Annotated in this window: 16 protein-coding genes and 1 pseudogene; 13 read left to right on the top strand and 4 right to left on the bottom strand. The window is 60.3% G+C overall.

Annotated features, from left to right (window positions below; genetic code table 11):
- Window position 1: 1 nt before the first annotated feature.
- The 9 genes from GJU48_RS16480 (at window position 2) to GJU48_RS16440 (ending at window position 8,418) form a co-directional block, all read left to right on the top strand.
- Window positions 2-790: a protein phosphatase CheZ gene (locus GJU48_RS16480; RefSeq protein WP_094950762.1), complete on the top strand. Its 789-nt coding sequence runs from the start codon at window positions 2-4 to the stop codon at window positions 788-790.
- 11 nt (window positions 791-801) lie between these two features.
- Window positions 802-3,030: a chemotaxis protein CheA gene (locus GJU48_RS16475; RefSeq protein ID WP_094950763.1), complete on the top strand. Its 2,229-nt coding sequence runs from the start codon at window positions 802-804 to the stop codon at window positions 3,028-3,030.
- Window positions 3,031-3,078: 48 nt separating this feature from the next.
- Entirely contained in the window at window positions 3,079-4,191 is a 1,113-nt protein-coding gene (locus tag GJU48_RS16470; protein ID WP_094950764.1) for a protein-glutamate methylesterase/protein-glutamine glutaminase, read from the top strand.
- Window positions 4,191-4,931 (top strand): flagellar motor protein, encoded by a 741-nt coding sequence (locus GJU48_RS16465; RefSeq protein ID WP_094950765.1) that lies wholly within the window; start codon window positions 4,191-4,193, stop codon window positions 4,929-4,931. Before GJU48_RS16470 ends, GJU48_RS16465 begins: the two co-directional genes overlap by 1 nt.
- 15 nt (window positions 4,932-4,946) lie before the next feature.
- Window positions 4,947-5,834: a flagellar motor protein MotD gene (gene motD / locus GJU48_RS16460; protein WP_094950797.1), complete on the top strand. Its 888-nt coding sequence runs from the start codon at window positions 4,947-4,949 to the stop codon at window positions 5,832-5,834.
- Window positions 5,835-5,885: 51 nt separating this feature from the next.
- A complete protein-coding gene (locus GJU48_RS16455) occupies window positions 5,886-6,674 on the top strand; it encodes a ParA family protein (protein ID WP_017134961.1) in 789 nt (262 codons plus the stop codon).
- Window positions 6,674-7,462: a CheW domain-containing protein gene (locus GJU48_RS16450; protein WP_094950766.1), complete on the top strand. Its 789-nt coding sequence runs from the start codon at window positions 6,674-6,676 to the stop codon at window positions 7,460-7,462. Before GJU48_RS16455 ends, GJU48_RS16450 begins: the two co-directional genes overlap by 1 nt.
- 80 nt (window positions 7,463-7,542) lie before the next feature.
- On the top strand, window positions 7,543-8,025 hold the full coding sequence (locus tag GJU48_RS16445; protein ID WP_003236843.1) for a chemotaxis protein CheW: 483 nt from the start codon (window positions 7,543-7,545) through the stop codon (window positions 8,023-8,025).
- Window positions 8,026-8,418, top strand: a complete 393-nt coding sequence (locus GJU48_RS16440) for a DUF2802 domain-containing protein (protein WP_094950767.1) — start codon at window positions 8,026-8,028, stop codon at window positions 8,416-8,418.
- Between the two features lie 9 nt (window positions 8,419-8,427).
- On the opposite strand, the gene GJU48_RS16435 is transcribed toward GJU48_RS16440, so the two are convergent.
- Window positions 8,428-8,661, bottom strand: coding sequence for a hypothetical protein (locus GJU48_RS16435; protein WP_178119792.1), 234 nt, complete (start codon window positions 8,659-8,661; stop codon window positions 8,428-8,430).
- Between the two features lie 125 nt (window positions 8,662-8,786).
- On the opposite strand from GJU48_RS16435, the gene GJU48_RS16430 reads away from it, so the two are divergent.
- From GJU48_RS16430 to yegS, 3 genes are all read left to right on the top strand, one after another.
- Window positions 8,787-9,113: a hypothetical protein gene (locus GJU48_RS16430; RefSeq protein WP_094950770.1), complete on the top strand. Its 327-nt coding sequence runs from the start codon at window positions 8,787-8,789 to the stop codon at window positions 9,111-9,113.
- Window positions 9,114-9,146: 33 nt separating this feature from the next.
- Window positions 9,147-9,692, top strand: coding sequence for a hypothetical protein (locus GJU48_RS16425; protein WP_094950798.1), 546 nt, complete (start codon window positions 9,147-9,149; stop codon window positions 9,690-9,692).
- A 92-nt stretch (window positions 9,693-9,784) separates the two neighbouring features.
- The gene (gene yegS, locus GJU48_RS16420) at window positions 9,785-10,705 is read left to right on the top strand and encodes a lipid kinase YegS (protein WP_094950771.1); all 921 of its coding nucleotides are present in this window, start codon (window positions 9,785-9,787) and stop codon (window positions 10,703-10,705) included.
- Here yegS and GJU48_RS16415 read toward each other — a convergent pair.
- The 3 genes from GJU48_RS16415 to GJU48_RS16405 all read right to left on the bottom strand — a co-directional run bounded on the left by GJU48_RS16415 (window position 10,664) and on the right by GJU48_RS16405 (window position 13,048).
- A complete protein-coding gene (locus GJU48_RS16415) occupies window positions 10,664-11,323 on the bottom strand; it encodes a response regulator transcription factor (RefSeq protein ID WP_094950772.1) in 660 nt (219 codons plus the stop codon). The two genes, yegS and GJU48_RS16415, sit on opposite strands and share 42 nt — an antisense overlap.
- Window positions 11,320-12,213, bottom strand: coding sequence for a sensor histidine kinase (locus tag GJU48_RS16410; protein WP_094950773.1), 894 nt, complete (start codon window positions 12,211-12,213; stop codon window positions 11,320-11,322). Before GJU48_RS16410 ends, GJU48_RS16415 begins: the two co-directional genes overlap by 4 nt.
- Window positions 12,214-12,598: 385 nt before the next feature.
- Window positions 12,599-13,048 carry a hypothetical protein gene (locus GJU48_RS16405; protein ID WP_176462928.1) on the bottom strand — a complete coding sequence of 150 codons (450 nt, stop codon included), beginning with the start codon at window positions 13,046-13,048 and terminating at the stop codon, window positions 12,599-12,601.
- 534 nt (window positions 13,049-13,582) lie between these two features.
- On the opposite strand from GJU48_RS16405, the pseudogene GJU48_RS16400 reads away from it, so the two are divergent.
- A pseudogene (locus tag GJU48_RS16400) lies at window positions 13,583-14,509 on the top strand (chemotaxis protein CheV); the annotation flags it as partial.
- Window positions 14,510-14,513 lie beyond the last annotated feature (4 nt).

Below are 14,513 nucleotides of genomic sequence, written 5' to 3'. Positions count from 1 at the left end.
TATGGAGCATAAAGAAACGTCACAGGGAGACTTTGAGTCGACCCTGAAAAAGCATGCTCACCAGTTGGTTGAAAGCCTTGAAAAAGGCCAATTCGGCGACGCGGTGCAGTTAATCCATGAGCTTAACCAGACCCGTGACCGCGGCCTGTACCAGGAAGTGGGCAAGCTCACACGCGAGCTGCACAGTGCGATCGTCAATTTTCAGATTGACCCGCACATGCCCCAGGCCGAAGAAATTTCGCAAATTACCGATGCCACCGAACGCCTGTCCTATGTGGTCAGGCTGACAGAGGCGGCGGCCAACCGCACCATGGACCTGGTGGAAAACGCAACGCCCTTGGTCAATGGCATGACCACCGAAGCACAAGCCCTGAGCGTTGACTGGGGCCGCTTCATGCGTCGCGAAGTGGGGGCCGAAGAGTTTCGTGATTTGGCGCGTCGGGTCGACGGCTTTTTGTCGCGCAGCGAGCAGGACAACCGTACGGTTGCCAGCAACCTCAATGACATTCTGCTGGCCCAGGATTACCAGGACCTCACCGGTCAGGTGATCAAACGCGTGACCCAGCTGGTCACCGAAGTGGAAAGCAACCTGCTCAAATTGGTGCTCATGGCCGGCCAAGTTGATCGTTTTGCCGGCATCGAACATGACCGCGAAGCGATCCTCTCGGAAAAAGATCCACAAAAACATCTCGCCAAGGGTGAAGGTCCGCAGATTCATGCCGATAAACGTGAAGACGTTATGTCAGGTCAGGATGACGTAGATGACCTGTTATCCAGTTTAGGCTTCTAAGGAGCACCCACATGAGCTTCGGCGCCGATGAAGAAATCCTTCAGGATTTCCTTGTAGAGGCCGGCGAAATTTTAGAGCAACTGTCCGAACAACTGGTCGAGCTGGAAAGTCGACCGGATGATGCGAACCTGCTCAATGCAATTTTTCGCGGTTTTCACACTGTAAAAGGGGGCGCCGGCTTCCTCCAGCTCCATGAGCTGGTGGAGTGCTGTCACATCGCCGAGAACGTGTTCGACATCCTGCGTAAGGGTGAGCGCCACGTCGACTCGGAACTGATGGACGTGATTCTGGAAGCATTGGATGCGGTCAACGGTATGTTCAGCGAAGTGCGCGAACGTGCCCCGATCACAGCGGCCACGCCGGAACTGCTGGCCGCCCTGGCGCGCCTGGCAGAACCTGCCGCCACCCCGGCTGCGCCGGTGGTGGAAGCAGCGCCTGCTGCGGTTGCTGAGCCGGAAGCGGATGTGACCGACAGCGAGTTCGAGCAGTTGCTCAACTCCCTCAGTGCGGTGAAGGCCGAGGCTGAGGCGCCGCAAGCGCCGCAAGCGCCTGCTGCGCCCGCAACGCCGACCAGCGAAGACATCACCGACGCAGAGTTCGAATCCCTGCTCGACCAGTTGCATGGCAAAGGCCAGTTCGCCGCTGACGTGGTGGCACCCGCCGCCGAGTCGAAAGCGCCGGCGGCCCCGGCCAGCAACGACATTACCGACGACGAATTCGAAGCGTTGCTCGACCAACTGCATGGCAAAGGCACGTTTGTCGCTGAAGCCTTGCCGCAAGTTGCCGCGACCGCCGCATCCCCAGTCGCCGGTGCAGCACCTGCCAGTGCGGCACCCGCGGGCGACGGGCTGATCTCTGATCACGAGTTCGAAGCCCTGTTGGATGATTTGCACGGCAAAGGCAAGTTCACCGAAGTGGCCCCGGCCGCTGCGGCGACTGCCGCCCCGGTAGCGGCGAAACCCGCACCGGCCGCCATCCCGGCTGCCGCCAAACCCGCTCCAGCCCCTGCAGCCGCCCCGGCACCTGCGCGAGCTGCGGCGGCGCCGGTGGCCGACAAGCCTGCCAGTGAAGCCGAAACCACCGTGCGCGTTGATACCGCGCGCCTGGACGACATCATGAACATGGTCGGCGAGCTGGTGCTGGTGCGTAACCGCCTGGTGCGCTTGGGCTTGAACAGCGGCGATGAAGCCATGCAAAAGGCTGTGTCGAACCTCGACGTGGTCACCGCTGACTTGCAGACCGCAGTGATGAAAACGCGGATGCAGCCGATCAAGAAAGTCTTCGGCCGCTTCCCACGTCTGGTTCGCGACCTGGCACGCCAGCTCAAGAAAGAAATCAACCTGGAACTGGTGGGTGAAGAAACCGACCTCGACAAAAACCTTGTCGAGGCCCTGGCCGACCCGCTGGTCCACTTGGTTCGCAACGCCGTTGACCACGGCGTGGAAACCCCGGAAGAACGCGAAGCCTCGGGCAAGTCCCGCAACGGCAAGGTGATTCTGGCGGCCGAGCAAGAAGGCGACCATATCCTGCTGTCGATCACCGATGACGGCAAAGGCATGGACCCGGCGATTCTGCGCAATATCGCGGTCAAGCGTGGCGTGATGGACAAAGACGCCGCCGACCGCCTGACCGACACCGAGTGCTACAACCTGATCTTCGCCCCGGGCTTCTCGACCAAGACCGAGATTTCCGACGTGTCCGGCCGTGGTGTGGGCATGGACGTGGTGAAGACCAAGATCAGCCAGCTCAACGGCTCGATCAATATTTACTCGACCAAGGGCCAGGGCTCGAAAATCGTCATCAAGGTGCCGTTGACCTTGGCGATCATGCCGACCCTGATGGTGATGCTGGGCAACCAGGCGTTCGCCTTCCCGCTGGTCAACGTCAACGAGATCTTCCACCTCGACCTGTCACGCACCAACGTGGTGGACGGCCAGGAAGTGGTGATTGTGCGCGACAAGGCGTTGCCACTGTTCTACCTCAAGCGCTGGCTGGTGGCATCGGCCAAACATGAAGAGCAGCACGAAGGCCATGTGGTGATCTTGTCCGTGGGCACCCAGCGCATCGGCTTTGTCGTCGATCAGTTGGTGGGCCAGGAAGAAGTGGTCATCAAGCCTTTGGGCAAAATGCTGCAGGGAACCCCGGGCATGTCGGGTGCGACCATTACCGGTGACGGTCGGATCGCGCTGATTCTTGATGTTCCGAGCATGCTAAAGCGTTACGCCGCACGGCGTATTTGATTCTGGTGGGGCAGGGCGGTATTGCCCGCCCCGCCTAACGGAGTGTTTATGGCAGTCAAGGTCCTGGTGGTGGACGATTCGGGTTTCTTCCGCCGCCGCGTCTCGGAAATTCTTTCCGCCGATCCAACGATCCAGGTGGTCGGCACGGCCACTAACGGCAAAGAGGCGATTGATCAAGCCATTGCGCTGAAGCCGGACGTGATCACCATGGACTACGAGATGCCGATGATGGATGGCATCACGGCAGTTCGACACATCATGCAGCGCTGCCCTACGCCGGTGTTGATGTTCTCCTCGCTCACTCATGAAGGCGCCCGGGTCACCCTGGATGCGTTGGATGCGGGTGCGGTGGACTTCCTGCCGAAGAATTTCGAAGATATCTCGCGCAACCCCGAGAAGGTCAAGCAGATGCTGTGCGAGAAGGTGCACAGCATTTCGCGCAGTAACCGTCGCAGCCTGTTCAGTGCGCCGGCGCCTGCACCGGTTACGCCGCCGCCCGCAGCCCCGAGCACCTTTGGTCGCCCGGCACCTGCGCCGGTTGCGCGTCCGGCCGCCGCTCCTGCGCGTGCAGCTGCGCATTCGCCTGCACCCAAGCGCAAAGCCTACAAGCTGGTGGCCATCGGTACGTCCACGGGCGGCCCGGTTGCCTTGCAGCGGGTGTTGACCCAGCTGCCAGCCAACTTCCCGGCGCCGATCGTGTTGATCCAACACATGCCGGCTGCGTTCACCAAGGCATTTGCCGAGCGTTTGGACAAACTGTGCCGCATCAGCGTCAAGGAAGCCGAGGATGGCGACATCCTGCGTCCTGGCCTGGCGCTGCTGGCCCCGGGCGGCAAGCAGATGATGGTGGATGGCCGTGGTGCGATTAAAATCCTGCCGGGCGACGAGCGTTTGAACTACAAACCGTGCGTGGACATCACCTTCGGTTCGGCAGCCAAGTCCTACGGCGACAAAGTTCTGGCGGTGGTGCTCACCGGCATGGGCGCCGACGGCCGTGAAGGCGCACGTCTGCTCAAGCAGGGCGGCAGCGCGATTTGGGCCCAGGACGAAGCCAGCTGCGTGATCTATGGCATGCCCATGGCCATCGTCAAGGCTGACCTGGCCGACGCCGTCTACAGCCTGGACGACATCGGCAAGCATCTGGTGGAGGCCTGCCTCTGATGGATGTCTTGAGCCTGATTGGCATCACCATGGCGTTTGTCGCGATTATCGGCGGCAACTACCTTGAAGGCGGCCACCTTGGCGCCTTGGCCAACGGCCCGGCGGCATTGATCGTGATTGGCGGCACGGTGGGCGCAGCGTTGTTGCAATCACCGATGAGCTCGTTCAAACGTGCGATGCAGATCCTGATCTGGATTATCTTCCCGCCGCGCGTCGACCTGCCCGGTGGCATCGATCGCGTGGTCAATTGGAGCCTCACCGCGCGCAAGGAAGGCCTGCTGGGCCTGGAAGGCGTGGCCGATGCCGAGCCCGACAGCTACGCGCGCAAAGGTCTGCAGTTGCTGGTGGACGGCGCCGAGCCGGAAGCGATTCGCAGCATCCTGGAAGTGGACTTTCTCACCCAGGAAAGCCGCGACATCAACGCCGCCAAAGTCTTTGAAAGCATGGGCGGCTACGCGCCGACCATCGGCATTATCGGTGCGGTGATGGGCCTGATCCACGTGATGGGTAACCTGGCCGACCCGTCGCAGTTGGGCAGCGGGATTGCCGTGGCGTTTGTCGCCACCATTTACGGCGTGGCGAGTGCCAACCTGGTGTTGTTGCCGGTGGCCAGCAAGCTCAAGTCGATTGCCATGCGCCAGTCGCGTTACCGCGAAATGTTGCTGGAAGGCCTGTTGTCGATTGCCGAGGGTGAGAACCCGCGCTCCATCGAATTGAAGCTCCAGGGCTTCATGGATTGATGGGAGGGATTGAGTGTGAGCCGTCGCCGCCGCGAGCCTGAAGAACACGTCAACCATGAACGCTGGCTGGTGTCCTACGCCGACTTCATTACCTTGCTGTTCGCGTTTTTCGTGGTGATGTACTCCATCTCATCGATCAATGAAGGCAAGTACAAAGTCATTTCCCAGGCGCTGGTCGGCGTGTTCAACGACACCGACCGTGCCCTCAAGCCGATTCCAATCGGCGAAGAACGACCCAAGACCGTGACTCCGGCCAAGCCGCTGGTCAACGACAGCGATGAAACCGCCGCTGGCATCGGTGGCACCAGCGACCCTCTGAAAAGCATCGCCGACGACATCAGTGCCGCGTTTGGCGACCTGATCAAATCGAACCAGATGACCGTGCGCGGCAATGAGTTGTGGGTGGAGATCGAGCTTAACTCCAGCCTGCTGTTCGCCAGCGCCGACGCGATGCCGAGCGACCAAGCGTTCACCATCATCGATAAGGTGGCGGCGATCCTCAAACCGTTTGAAAACCCGATCCACGTCGAAGGCTTTACCGATAATTTTCCGATTGCCACCGCGCAGTACCCGACCAACTGGGAGCTGTCGTCGGCACGTGCCGCGAGCATCGTGCGCATGCTTGCGATGCAGGGCGTGAACCCTGGCCGGTTGGCGTCGGTGGGCTATGGTGAGTTCCAGCCGGTGGCCAATAACGCCACGGCGGAAGGCCGCGCGCGTAACCGTCGCGTGGTGCTGGTGGTGTCGCGCAACCTGGATGTTCGCCGCAGCCTGACCGGTACCGGCACCGCTAATGCAACACCGGATGCGGCCTTGAAGCGGGCTGGCACACAAACTGCACCGCCAACCGTTAAGCCGTCGGTTCGTCAGAGTGCCGTCAATTCTCCGTCACCGGCTCAATAACTTTATGCATTGTCTCGGTCGCGCTTTAGCCCACCGGGAGGAATCAACCGAATGAGAGTCTGGGCAGTTGCCAATCAAAAGGGTGGGGTCGGCAAGACCACCACCTCCATCGCCTTAGCCGGCTTGCTGGCTGAGGCGGGCAAGCGTGTGGTCGTGGTCGACCTCGACCCGCATGGCTCGATGACCAGCTATTTCGGCTACGACCCTGATGCGCTGGAGCACAGCTGCTACGACCTGTTCCTGCACAAGGGCAGCGTGCCTGCCGACCTGCCTGGGCAACTGCTGCTGCCCACCAGTAACGAAAGCATTTCCCTGCTGCCGTCCAGCACCGCGCTGGCCACCCTTGAGCGCCAGTCGCCGGGGCAGAGCGGCTTGGGCTTGGTGATCGCCAAGACCCTGGCGCAGCTGTGGCAGGACTTCGACTACGCCATCATCGACAGCCCGCCGTTGCTCGGCGTGCTGATGGTCAACGCCTTGGCGGCCAGCCAGCAACTGGTGATCCCGGTGCAGACCGAGCACCTGGCGGTCAAAGGCCTGGAACGCATGGTCAGCACCTTGGCGATGATCAACCGTTCGCGCAAACAGGCGCTGCCGTTCAGCATCGTGCCCACCCTATTCGACCGTCGGACCCAGGCGTCTCTCGGCACTTTACGTGTGTTGCGTGACGCTTACCCCGAGACCATCTGGAATGGCTATATTCCGGTGGACACGCGCCTGCGTGACGCCAGCCGCGCGGGCCTCACGCCTTCGCAGTTCGACGGCAAAAGCCGTGGTGTGCTGGCCTACCGTGCGTTGCTCAAGCATTTGCTGTCGCAGCAACTTGTGGCGCAGGTGGCGTGATGAACCGTCCCGTTCAACTCAAGACCCGGCCGCAACTGGCACTGGAATCCTACCTGGATGCGTTGCTGCAGGACGCGACCGAGGAGGAACTGCCGGAACCGATTCTGGTACTTGAACCTGCCGTCGTAGAGCCCGAAAGCACGCTGGATGAATTCCAGTTGGCGGTGCTCGAAGAACAAGCCCGCGATGCGCACGTCGTGCCGGTTGTTGTGCCGGTTGCGCCGGTTGTTGTGGCGCCTGTTGTGGTCGAGCCTGTGGTGGAAGTCCATCTGCCACCGAGCATCACGCCGCCGCCGGTGACCGGTGATGGCCGACCGTCGTGGGCCGCCGAGCCGTTCGAATGCCTGCTGTTCGACGTCGCCGGGTTGACCCTGGCGGTGCCGCTGGTGTGCCTGGGTTCGATCTATTCGCTGGAAGGCCAGGAGCTGACGCCACTGTTCGGGCAACCGGAGTGGTTCCTCGGCATCCTGCCAAGCCAAGCCGGCAACCTCAAGGTGCTGGACACCGCGCGTTGGGTCATGCCCGACCGTTACCGCGATGACTTTCGCCAGGGCTTGCAATACGTGATCTCGGTGCAGGGCTACGAGTGGGGGCTGGCGGTGCATCAAGTCAGCCGCTCGTTGCGCCTGGACCCAAATGAAATCAAATGGCGCAGCCACCGGGGCCAACGGCCGTGGTTGGCCGGCACCGTGATTGAACACATGTGCGCGTTGCTGGACGTCGCTGAGCTGGCCGAGTTGATCGCCAGTGGTGCCGTCAAGGCGATGGCGCCGAACACACATAGTTGATTGAATAATAAGGCCCGCATGCGAGTGCGGTCAGCGAAGTACACACGCCGAGTAAAACGGCATTTGAAGGGGTCAGTGGTATGAATAAGTCAGCGTCCGCACAAGGTTTGGATGATCCGATCCTGCAATGGGTTACCTTCAAACTGGACAACGAGTCCTATGGCATCAACGTGATGCGCGTGCAAGAAGTGCTGCGCTACACCGAGATCGCTCCGGTTCCGGGTGCTCCAAGCTATGTGCTGGGCATCATCAACCTGCGCGGCAACGTCGTGACCGTGATCGACACCCGCCAGCGTTTTGGCCTGGTGCCGACCGAAGTCAACGACAACACCCGTATCGTTATCATCGAAGCCGACAAGCAAGTGGTCGGGATCATGGTCGACAGCGTGGCCGAAGTGGTTTACCTGCGCCAATCGGAAGTGGAAACCGCGCCGAACGTCGGTAATGAAGAGTCGGCCAAGTTCATCCAGGGCGTGTGCAACAAGAACGGCGAGCTGCTGATTCTGGTTGAGCTGGACAAGATGATGAGCGAAGAAGAATGGTCGGATCTGGAGAACATCTGATTGTTTCTTGAAGCAGCGGTGATTGTCCTGGCCCTGTTGTGGGCTGGGACGGTGGCGTTCCTGCTGCGCTATATGCGCCAGCAACGGGAATTGGCCTTGCAACAGGCCGAGCGCGATGCCGTGCGCGACCGGCGCATCCTCGACCTGGTCAAGCGTGTGGATCACTTCCAGCAGAGTGCGGTGAAGGTCGGGGACGAGGTGCATGAACTGCGCGCGGTCCTGGCGCCGTTGCCGGACAAGCTGGCGCAGATCGAACAGCGCGACCCTTCGAGCCTGTCGTTTGCCCAGGCGGCGAAGCTGGTGGGCATGGGCGCGACCGTGGATGAGCTGACCCAGTCGTGCGGGTTGACCCAGGCTGAGGCGCAGTTGATGAGTAAGTTACACAAGAGCTGATGTGCTTGTTTAGCGGATTTTCCCGGTCAACTGGAGCCCGATACAGTCCTTGTAGCAAGGTTGCTCGCTGACATCGGGCCTGTCGTCGACGTAGAAGCCATCGCGATTGGGCATCTCCAAGTGGGTGAGGGTGGCCGCATCAACGGTGGCGCTCGCTTCCAGTAGCTGGTTCTGGTTCAGGATATACCCCACCACCACTTTTGCGTCTTTGTGCTGACCAAGCCTGTACGAAGTTTTACGCACAAGGATTTGAAATGTCTTTCCACGCTTTTGTTGGCATAAAACTGTCTGGTTTGCGGCGGCCCTGTGCCGCCGTCTGCGCTTGTATGGGCGCTATTTTTCTCGCGGGCTATTAAAAGGACACAGGGATGAACGCCACACGTAATGGAGTGTACGGCGCCGCTTTGATGCTGGCGGCAGCAGCGCTGGGCGGTTGCGCCTCGTCGATGAGCGTCACCAACGAGCCCGGGGTGAAAATGGGCGACAGCTATGCGCAGGTGCTCGCCGTAGTGAGCCGCAACAATACCGTGACCAAGCAGGTCGAGGGTCAAGGCTTCCGAGCGCAAGGCTACTCGAAGATGTTCCAAGATTGCCGCACCAAGTACTTCATCTTCCAGGGCGCCGATGGCTTGCAGATGGTGAGTTTTGAGCCGGCGCCGCAGTTGTCGGTCGAGCAAAATTGCCGCCAGCCGTAACCGGCCCTTTCTTCCCCTGCGAGTTGAATGCTGATGACTGTTTTGCGTGTTATTCCCGTGGCGCTTCTGGTGCTGCTGACGGGGTGCGGCCAGGTGGCGAACATCCGTTCCCTGTCCACCGGCTACGCCCCACCGCAGTCAGGCGAGACCGCTCGTGTGCGGTTGATCACCGACGGCCTGGTGCGCGCAGTGCCGGGGCGCGATTGCCTGGACTGGAATGTGCCGGGCGCCGGGGTGATGGCGTCGACCAAATCCGGCTTCCCTGACCACAACGGCGAAAGCCTTGGCATGCCCGGGCCGATTTATACCTGGAACGGCGCGGTGACCACGGAGCTGGTGGTGCCGGCGAACAAGCCCATCGCGCTGCATTACCTGGGGCAATTGCAGTATTCCCGACAATGCTTCAGCAGCATGAGCTTCGTGCCGCGCCCCGGAGTGGATTACATGGTGCAGGCGACTATCTACGCGAACTGTTCCATCCAACTGCATGAACTGCCTGCGCACGGTCAGCAATGGGAGCCTGTAGAGCCCACGCCCAAGGGCAAGCTGTCGATGTGCAACGCGATGGATAACTTCTAGCGGGGCAATTAATTTGCAACCTCGATGGCTTTTTTTCCCACCGCAAAGGTCCACATCCTTCAAGCATCTTTGACTCCAGGAGTAAGCCCACCATGACCACCCCCAAGGCACTGTTGATTCTGCACGGCAAGCAAGCCCTCAACGAGGACGTGCGCGCCGCCGTGCAGGCCCGGCGCGAACAGGGCTGGGAACTGGCGGTGCGGGTGACATGGGAGGGCGGTGACGCCCAGCGGCTGGTCAACGAAGCCTTGGCCGATGGCTATACCCACCTGATTGCCGGTGGCGGCGACGGCACCTTGCGCGATGTGGCCGAGGCGATGGCATTGGCCAAAACCGACGCCAGCCTGGTGCTGATGCCACTGGGCACTGCCAATGACTTCGCGCGCGCCGCCGGTGTGCCGCTTGAGCCTGCCCAGGCGCTGGCGCTGCTGGATGTGCCGCCAAGGGCCATCGACCTCGGCCAGGCCGGTGGGCAAATATTCCTCAACATGGCCACGGGCGGCTTCGGCAGCCAGGTCACCGCCAACACCTCCGAAGATCTGAAGAAAGTGCTGGGTGGCGCGGCCTACCTGTTCACCGGGTTGACGCGTTTCAGTGAATTGAAGGCCGCCTATGGCGAGCTGGAAGGGCCGGGCTTCCATTGGAAAGGCGACTTACTCGCGCTGGGTATCGGCAACGGTCGTCAGGCGGGCGGTGGGCATGTGCTATGCCCCGGCGCGTTGGTCGATGATGGCTTGCTGGATATCAGCATTCTGCCCGCGCCCCAGGAGGTGGTCGGCACGCTGATGACCCTGATGAGCCAGGGCTGGGGCCTGGACACTATGTTTGTGCGGGCGCGCCTGCCCTGGGTCGAGATCAAGGTGGCCGAAGGGCTGTACATCAACCTCGATGGCGAACCGTTGAAGGGCGATGACCTGCGTTTTTGCGCACTGCCCAAAGCCTTGCGCGTGCACCTGCCGCTGGGTTCGCCGTTAGTCGTCCAAGCTGATGATCTGCTCGCGAACGGCGAATAACACCAGGCCCGCCACGTCGAAAATCTGCAGGCGCTTCATGATCTGCGAGCGGTGCGCTTCCACGGTCTTGATGCTCAGGCCCAGGCCGTGGGCGATTTCCCGGGTGGACTTGCCGCGCACGATCAAACGCAGGATTTCCAGCTGGCGCGCCGTCAGGTTATGGCTGTGGGCGACAGGGGCGCTCTGGCCCTGGTTGCGAATCAGCGCCTGATTGATCACCGTGTGGGCAATCGCGGGGCTCAGGTAACGCTCGTTGTTGCGCAAGGCCTGCAGGGCGTGTTCCAGCTCGCTGGCGGTGGTGTCTTTGAGCAGGTAGCCATGGGCGCCGGACTCCAGCGCACGCATGATCAGCTCCGGGTCGGTGTTCATCGACAGGATCAGCACCTTGCTCTTGGGGTAGGCCGCCTTGAGTTGCTGCAAGGCATCCAGGCCACCGACGTGCTTCATTGACAGGTCCAGCAGCACGATGTCTGGCTGCAGGGTGCTGAACTTCTCCAGCAACTGCGCGCCATCGCTGGCTTCGCCGATCACTGTGTAGCCGGGCGTATCTTGGATCAGCGCACGTACGCCGGCCCGAATCAGTGCGTGGTCATCCACCAAGAGTAAATTGCAGGTCACTGGAGAACCTTAGGGGAACTGGCCCGTTCGAGGGCGCGCGGCGCCCAGGGGAAAAGCGCGTCGATCCGGGTCCCTTTGCCAGGCTGGCTGGTGACGGACAAGGTGCCCCCCAACTGATCTATCCGCTCGGACATACCGGCCATGCCCCGTTGGCCTTCTAGCCCTGGGTTGATGGCAGGCGAGAAGCCCAGGCCGTCATCGCAGATCATCAGCGACAGGCCTTCGGGCAGGCGTTGCAGGCGTACCAACAAATTGTGTGCCTGGGCGTGGCGAAGCATATTGGTCACCGCTTCCTGGGTGATGCGAAAGGCCGCCACGGCCATTTCTTCCGGGATGCCGGTCAGCCGTTGCTGGCATTCGAGGCTCCAGTGCACTGGGGTGTTTTCCAAGGTCTTGAGCAGGTGCGCGCGCAGGCTCGCCTCCAAACCCAGGCTGGCCAGCTGCCTTGGGTTGAGGATGGCGGACACGTCGCGCACCTTCGCCAAGGTTTCATTCAGGGTGTTGCACAGCACAGTACATTGGCTTTGCAGGTCGTCAGGCAGGCGGCGTTTGAGCCATTCGCTTTGCAGCTTGGCGGCGGTGAGCAATTGGCCGATGTCGTCATGCAATTCGCGGCTGAGGCGATGGCGCTCGTTTTCTTGCACTTGCAGCAAGCGATCGGCCAATTCCTGCGGCTGGAATTTTATCGATTTGCGCGAACTCCACTGTTGCAGGCCCACCACCAGCAACGTGGCCAGGTTCAGCAGCAGGACCGATAACGGCAACGGCGCGGATTGGGTGTAGGCCCACAGGCTGACCAGCAATGAGCAAAGGCACAGGGCGAGAACGATGCGGCGGGCATTGCTGCGGGACACGGATCTGGCGATGAGTGACTTTAGGCTGGCGTACATAGCGGATGGAGCCAATGAAGGTTCGCTGCGGGAAGACCGGTCACGGCAGCTGACAGGGCTCTGTTTGGAATACGGGGCCGAAACATTTGCATACTTTATGAAGTTGAGTCACTTCGAGCGGTGCATAGTACCACCACTATTACCGTTGGTCGCCTGGCGCCTCGCGTGACCGGTTTATTAACCACACGGACACGCCCTGGGCCTAATTCTAGAGTTAGAGAATCCCAGAGTTCAAAGAGGGCAGATATAGAGGGTGTAATTGTATTTATTAAGTTGCTTTGTAGCGTTATAGCGTTGATGGCTAATTGATATGCGTTGATGGCTAATTGATATGTCTTGCGTCGTTTTTAGATAACTCGCCGATTAAAGACGACCTCGCCAACACTCAAGACGTGTGATGCAGGCGCTGCTGCGGTTTAAAGCCGTAGTCTTTCTGCGGGATCTGCAACGTGACTGTCGCGATCAATTTAGTTTGCTCGCTTTCATCCAGGGTCAACTCACCGGTCCGGGAGTCGATCAATTCCAGTTGCCAGGCCAGCAGCGTCAAGCAGTCATGCAGGGCATTCAACGCCTGGTCATGCAGTTCCATAGGGCTTACGGCATTGGCAATCAGGTACTGAATATGCCGGGAGAATTCGCTGATGGCCTGCAGCGCCTGGCCTTCGGCCTTTTCAGCCAGCTTGGCCAGGCTGGCTTTCATGCAGTCGATGGCATCGCTGTCGTTGCGGATCAAATGCAAGTGGTTCAAGCACTCCTGCGACTTGGCCAGGAGCGTCTCGGCTTCGAGCAGGAATTCGGGAAGTGCTGTTTGCCATTCGTTAGCATTATTCATCATGCAAGTCTCCGCAACATAAGGCCGGGTGATGAGATGCCGCACCGGGTGAATGGCGTAAAACTACCGCTGAAATATGACTGGAATCTGTAGCCCGTTTCTGAGATTTCAGTAGGACCGATACTTGATTGATTACGATTGCCGCGCGAGGCTCTGGGTATCAGGGGCGACTGCACAACTTCAGCTGCCGCCACGTGAATCACTGGAAGACCCGTGGGCCGAGGGCTTGGGATGGCAAACAAAAGCCTGACTCCATTCATGCAATGAGAATGGTGTCACATTAATGGCTATTAGATATTGCGAATATCAGGTTGGGCCTGATTGTGCATAGGGGAATCCCTTACGCAGCGGAACCTTGCGTCTATTTGCGTGTCGCGTAGCGTTGCTATAGAGCCGTTTGGAGAGGCCGTTGCAGTAAAGCATGATGTCAGTGTGACATCAATGCATTTGCGTGGCAATTTATCAGGGTCAAGGTCTGGCGCTTGCCGCCGATAACAGCCTTAAGTGAGCAGCACAATCCCATATCAGGAGCTTTCAATGGCCGGCATTCTCGACACGGTAGATCAACGCACGCAACTGGTGGGTGAGAATCGCCTGGAGATTCTTATGTTTCGCCTGGCCGGGCGGCAGCTGTTTGCGATCAACGTGTTCAAGGTGCAGGAGGTCTTGCAACTGCCCAAGCTGACCCTGATGCCCCAGCGCCACCCGTTCGTATGCGGCGTGGTCAACCTGCGCGGCCAGACCTTGCCGGTGATTGACCTGTCCCAGGCCATTGGCATGCGCCCGCTGGTGCCGGGGCCCAACAGCACGATTATCGTCACCGAGTACAACCGTTCGGTGCAGGCGTTCCTGGTGGGCGGCGTGGACCGCATCGTCAACATGAACTGGGAAGCCATCCTGCCACCGCCGGTCAGTGCCGGTCGTCAGCATTACCTCACCGCCATCAGCAAGGTCGATGACCAGTTGGTGGAAATCATCGACGTGGAAAAAGTCCTCGCCGAAATCGTGCCGTACAACGCCAAGGTTTCCCGCGAAAAACTCGAAGACCCAGTGCTGGAACGCGCCCGTGGTCGCGAAGTACTGCTGGTGGACGACTCCAATGTGGCCCTGTCGCAACTGCGCGACACCCTTGGCCAACTCGGGGTGAAGATGCACATCGCCAGCGACGGCCTCAAGGCGCTGAACATGCTCAAAGCCTGGGCCGACAGCGGCCAAGTCATGACCGACAAACTGCTGATGATCTTTACCGACGCCGAAATGCCTGAGATGGACGGCTACCGCCTCACCACCGAGATCCGCAACGACCCGCGCCTGCGTGGGCTGTATGTGGTGCTGCACACCTCGCTGTCGGGCAGCTTCAACGATTCGATGGTCAAGAAGGTCGGTTGCGATAACTTCCTGTCCAAATTCCAGCCCGACAAACTGGTGGATGTGGTGCGCCAACGGCTGATGCTGGACGTAGTGGGCC

Origin of the sequence: Pseudomonas sp. IB20 (assembly GCF_009707325.1) — a bacterium.
GTDB lineage: Bacteria > Pseudomonadota > Gammaproteobacteria > Pseudomonadales > Pseudomonadaceae > Aquipseudomonas.
This window is presented reverse-complemented; position numbering and strand designations above follow the sequence as displayed.

Excerpts from the sequence above, each read along its gene's own strand:
- GJU48_RS16465 (WP_094950765.1), top strand. The coding sequence starts at position 4,191 with ATGGATGTCTTGAGCCTGATTGGCATCACCATGGCGTTTGTCGCGATT.
- GJU48_RS16445 (WP_003236843.1), top strand. The coding sequence starts at position 7,543 with ATGAATAAGTCAGCGTCCGCACAAGGTTTGGATGATCCGATCCTGCAA.
- GJU48_RS16455 (WP_017134961.1), top strand. The coding sequence starts at position 5,886 with ATGAGAGTCTGGGCAGTTGCCAATCAAAAGGGTGGGGTCGGCAAGACC.
- GJU48_RS16480 (WP_094950762.1), top strand. The coding sequence starts at position 2 with ATGGAGCATAAAGAAACGTCACAGGGAGACTTTGAGTCGACCCTGAAA.
- GJU48_RS16450 (WP_094950766.1), top strand. The coding sequence starts at position 6,674 with ATGAACCGTCCCGTTCAACTCAAGACCCGGCCGCAACTGGCACTGGAA.
- GJU48_RS16470 (WP_094950764.1), top strand. The coding sequence starts at position 3,079 with ATGGCAGTCAAGGTCCTGGTGGTGGACGATTCGGGTTTCTTCCGCCGC.
- GJU48_RS16425 (WP_094950798.1), top strand. The coding sequence starts at position 9,147 with ATGACTGTTTTGCGTGTTATTCCCGTGGCGCTTCTGGTGCTGCTGACG.
- GJU48_RS16475 (WP_094950763.1), top strand. The coding sequence starts at position 802 with ATGAGCTTCGGCGCCGATGAAGAAATCCTTCAGGATTTCCTTGTAGAG.
- GJU48_RS16405 (WP_176462928.1), bottom strand. The coding sequence starts at position 13,048 with ATGATGAATAATGCTAACGAATGGCAAACAGCACTTCCCGAATTCCTG.
- yegS (WP_094950771.1), top strand. The coding sequence starts at position 9,785 with ATGACCACCCCCAAGGCACTGTTGATTCTGCACGGCAAGCAAGCCCTC.
- GJU48_RS16430 (WP_094950770.1), top strand. The coding sequence starts at position 8,787 with ATGAACGCCACACGTAATGGAGTGTACGGCGCCGCTTTGATGCTGGCG.
- GJU48_RS16410 (WP_094950773.1), bottom strand. The coding sequence starts at position 12,213 with ATGTACGCCAGCCTAAAGTCACTCATCGCCAGATCCGTGTCCCGCAGC.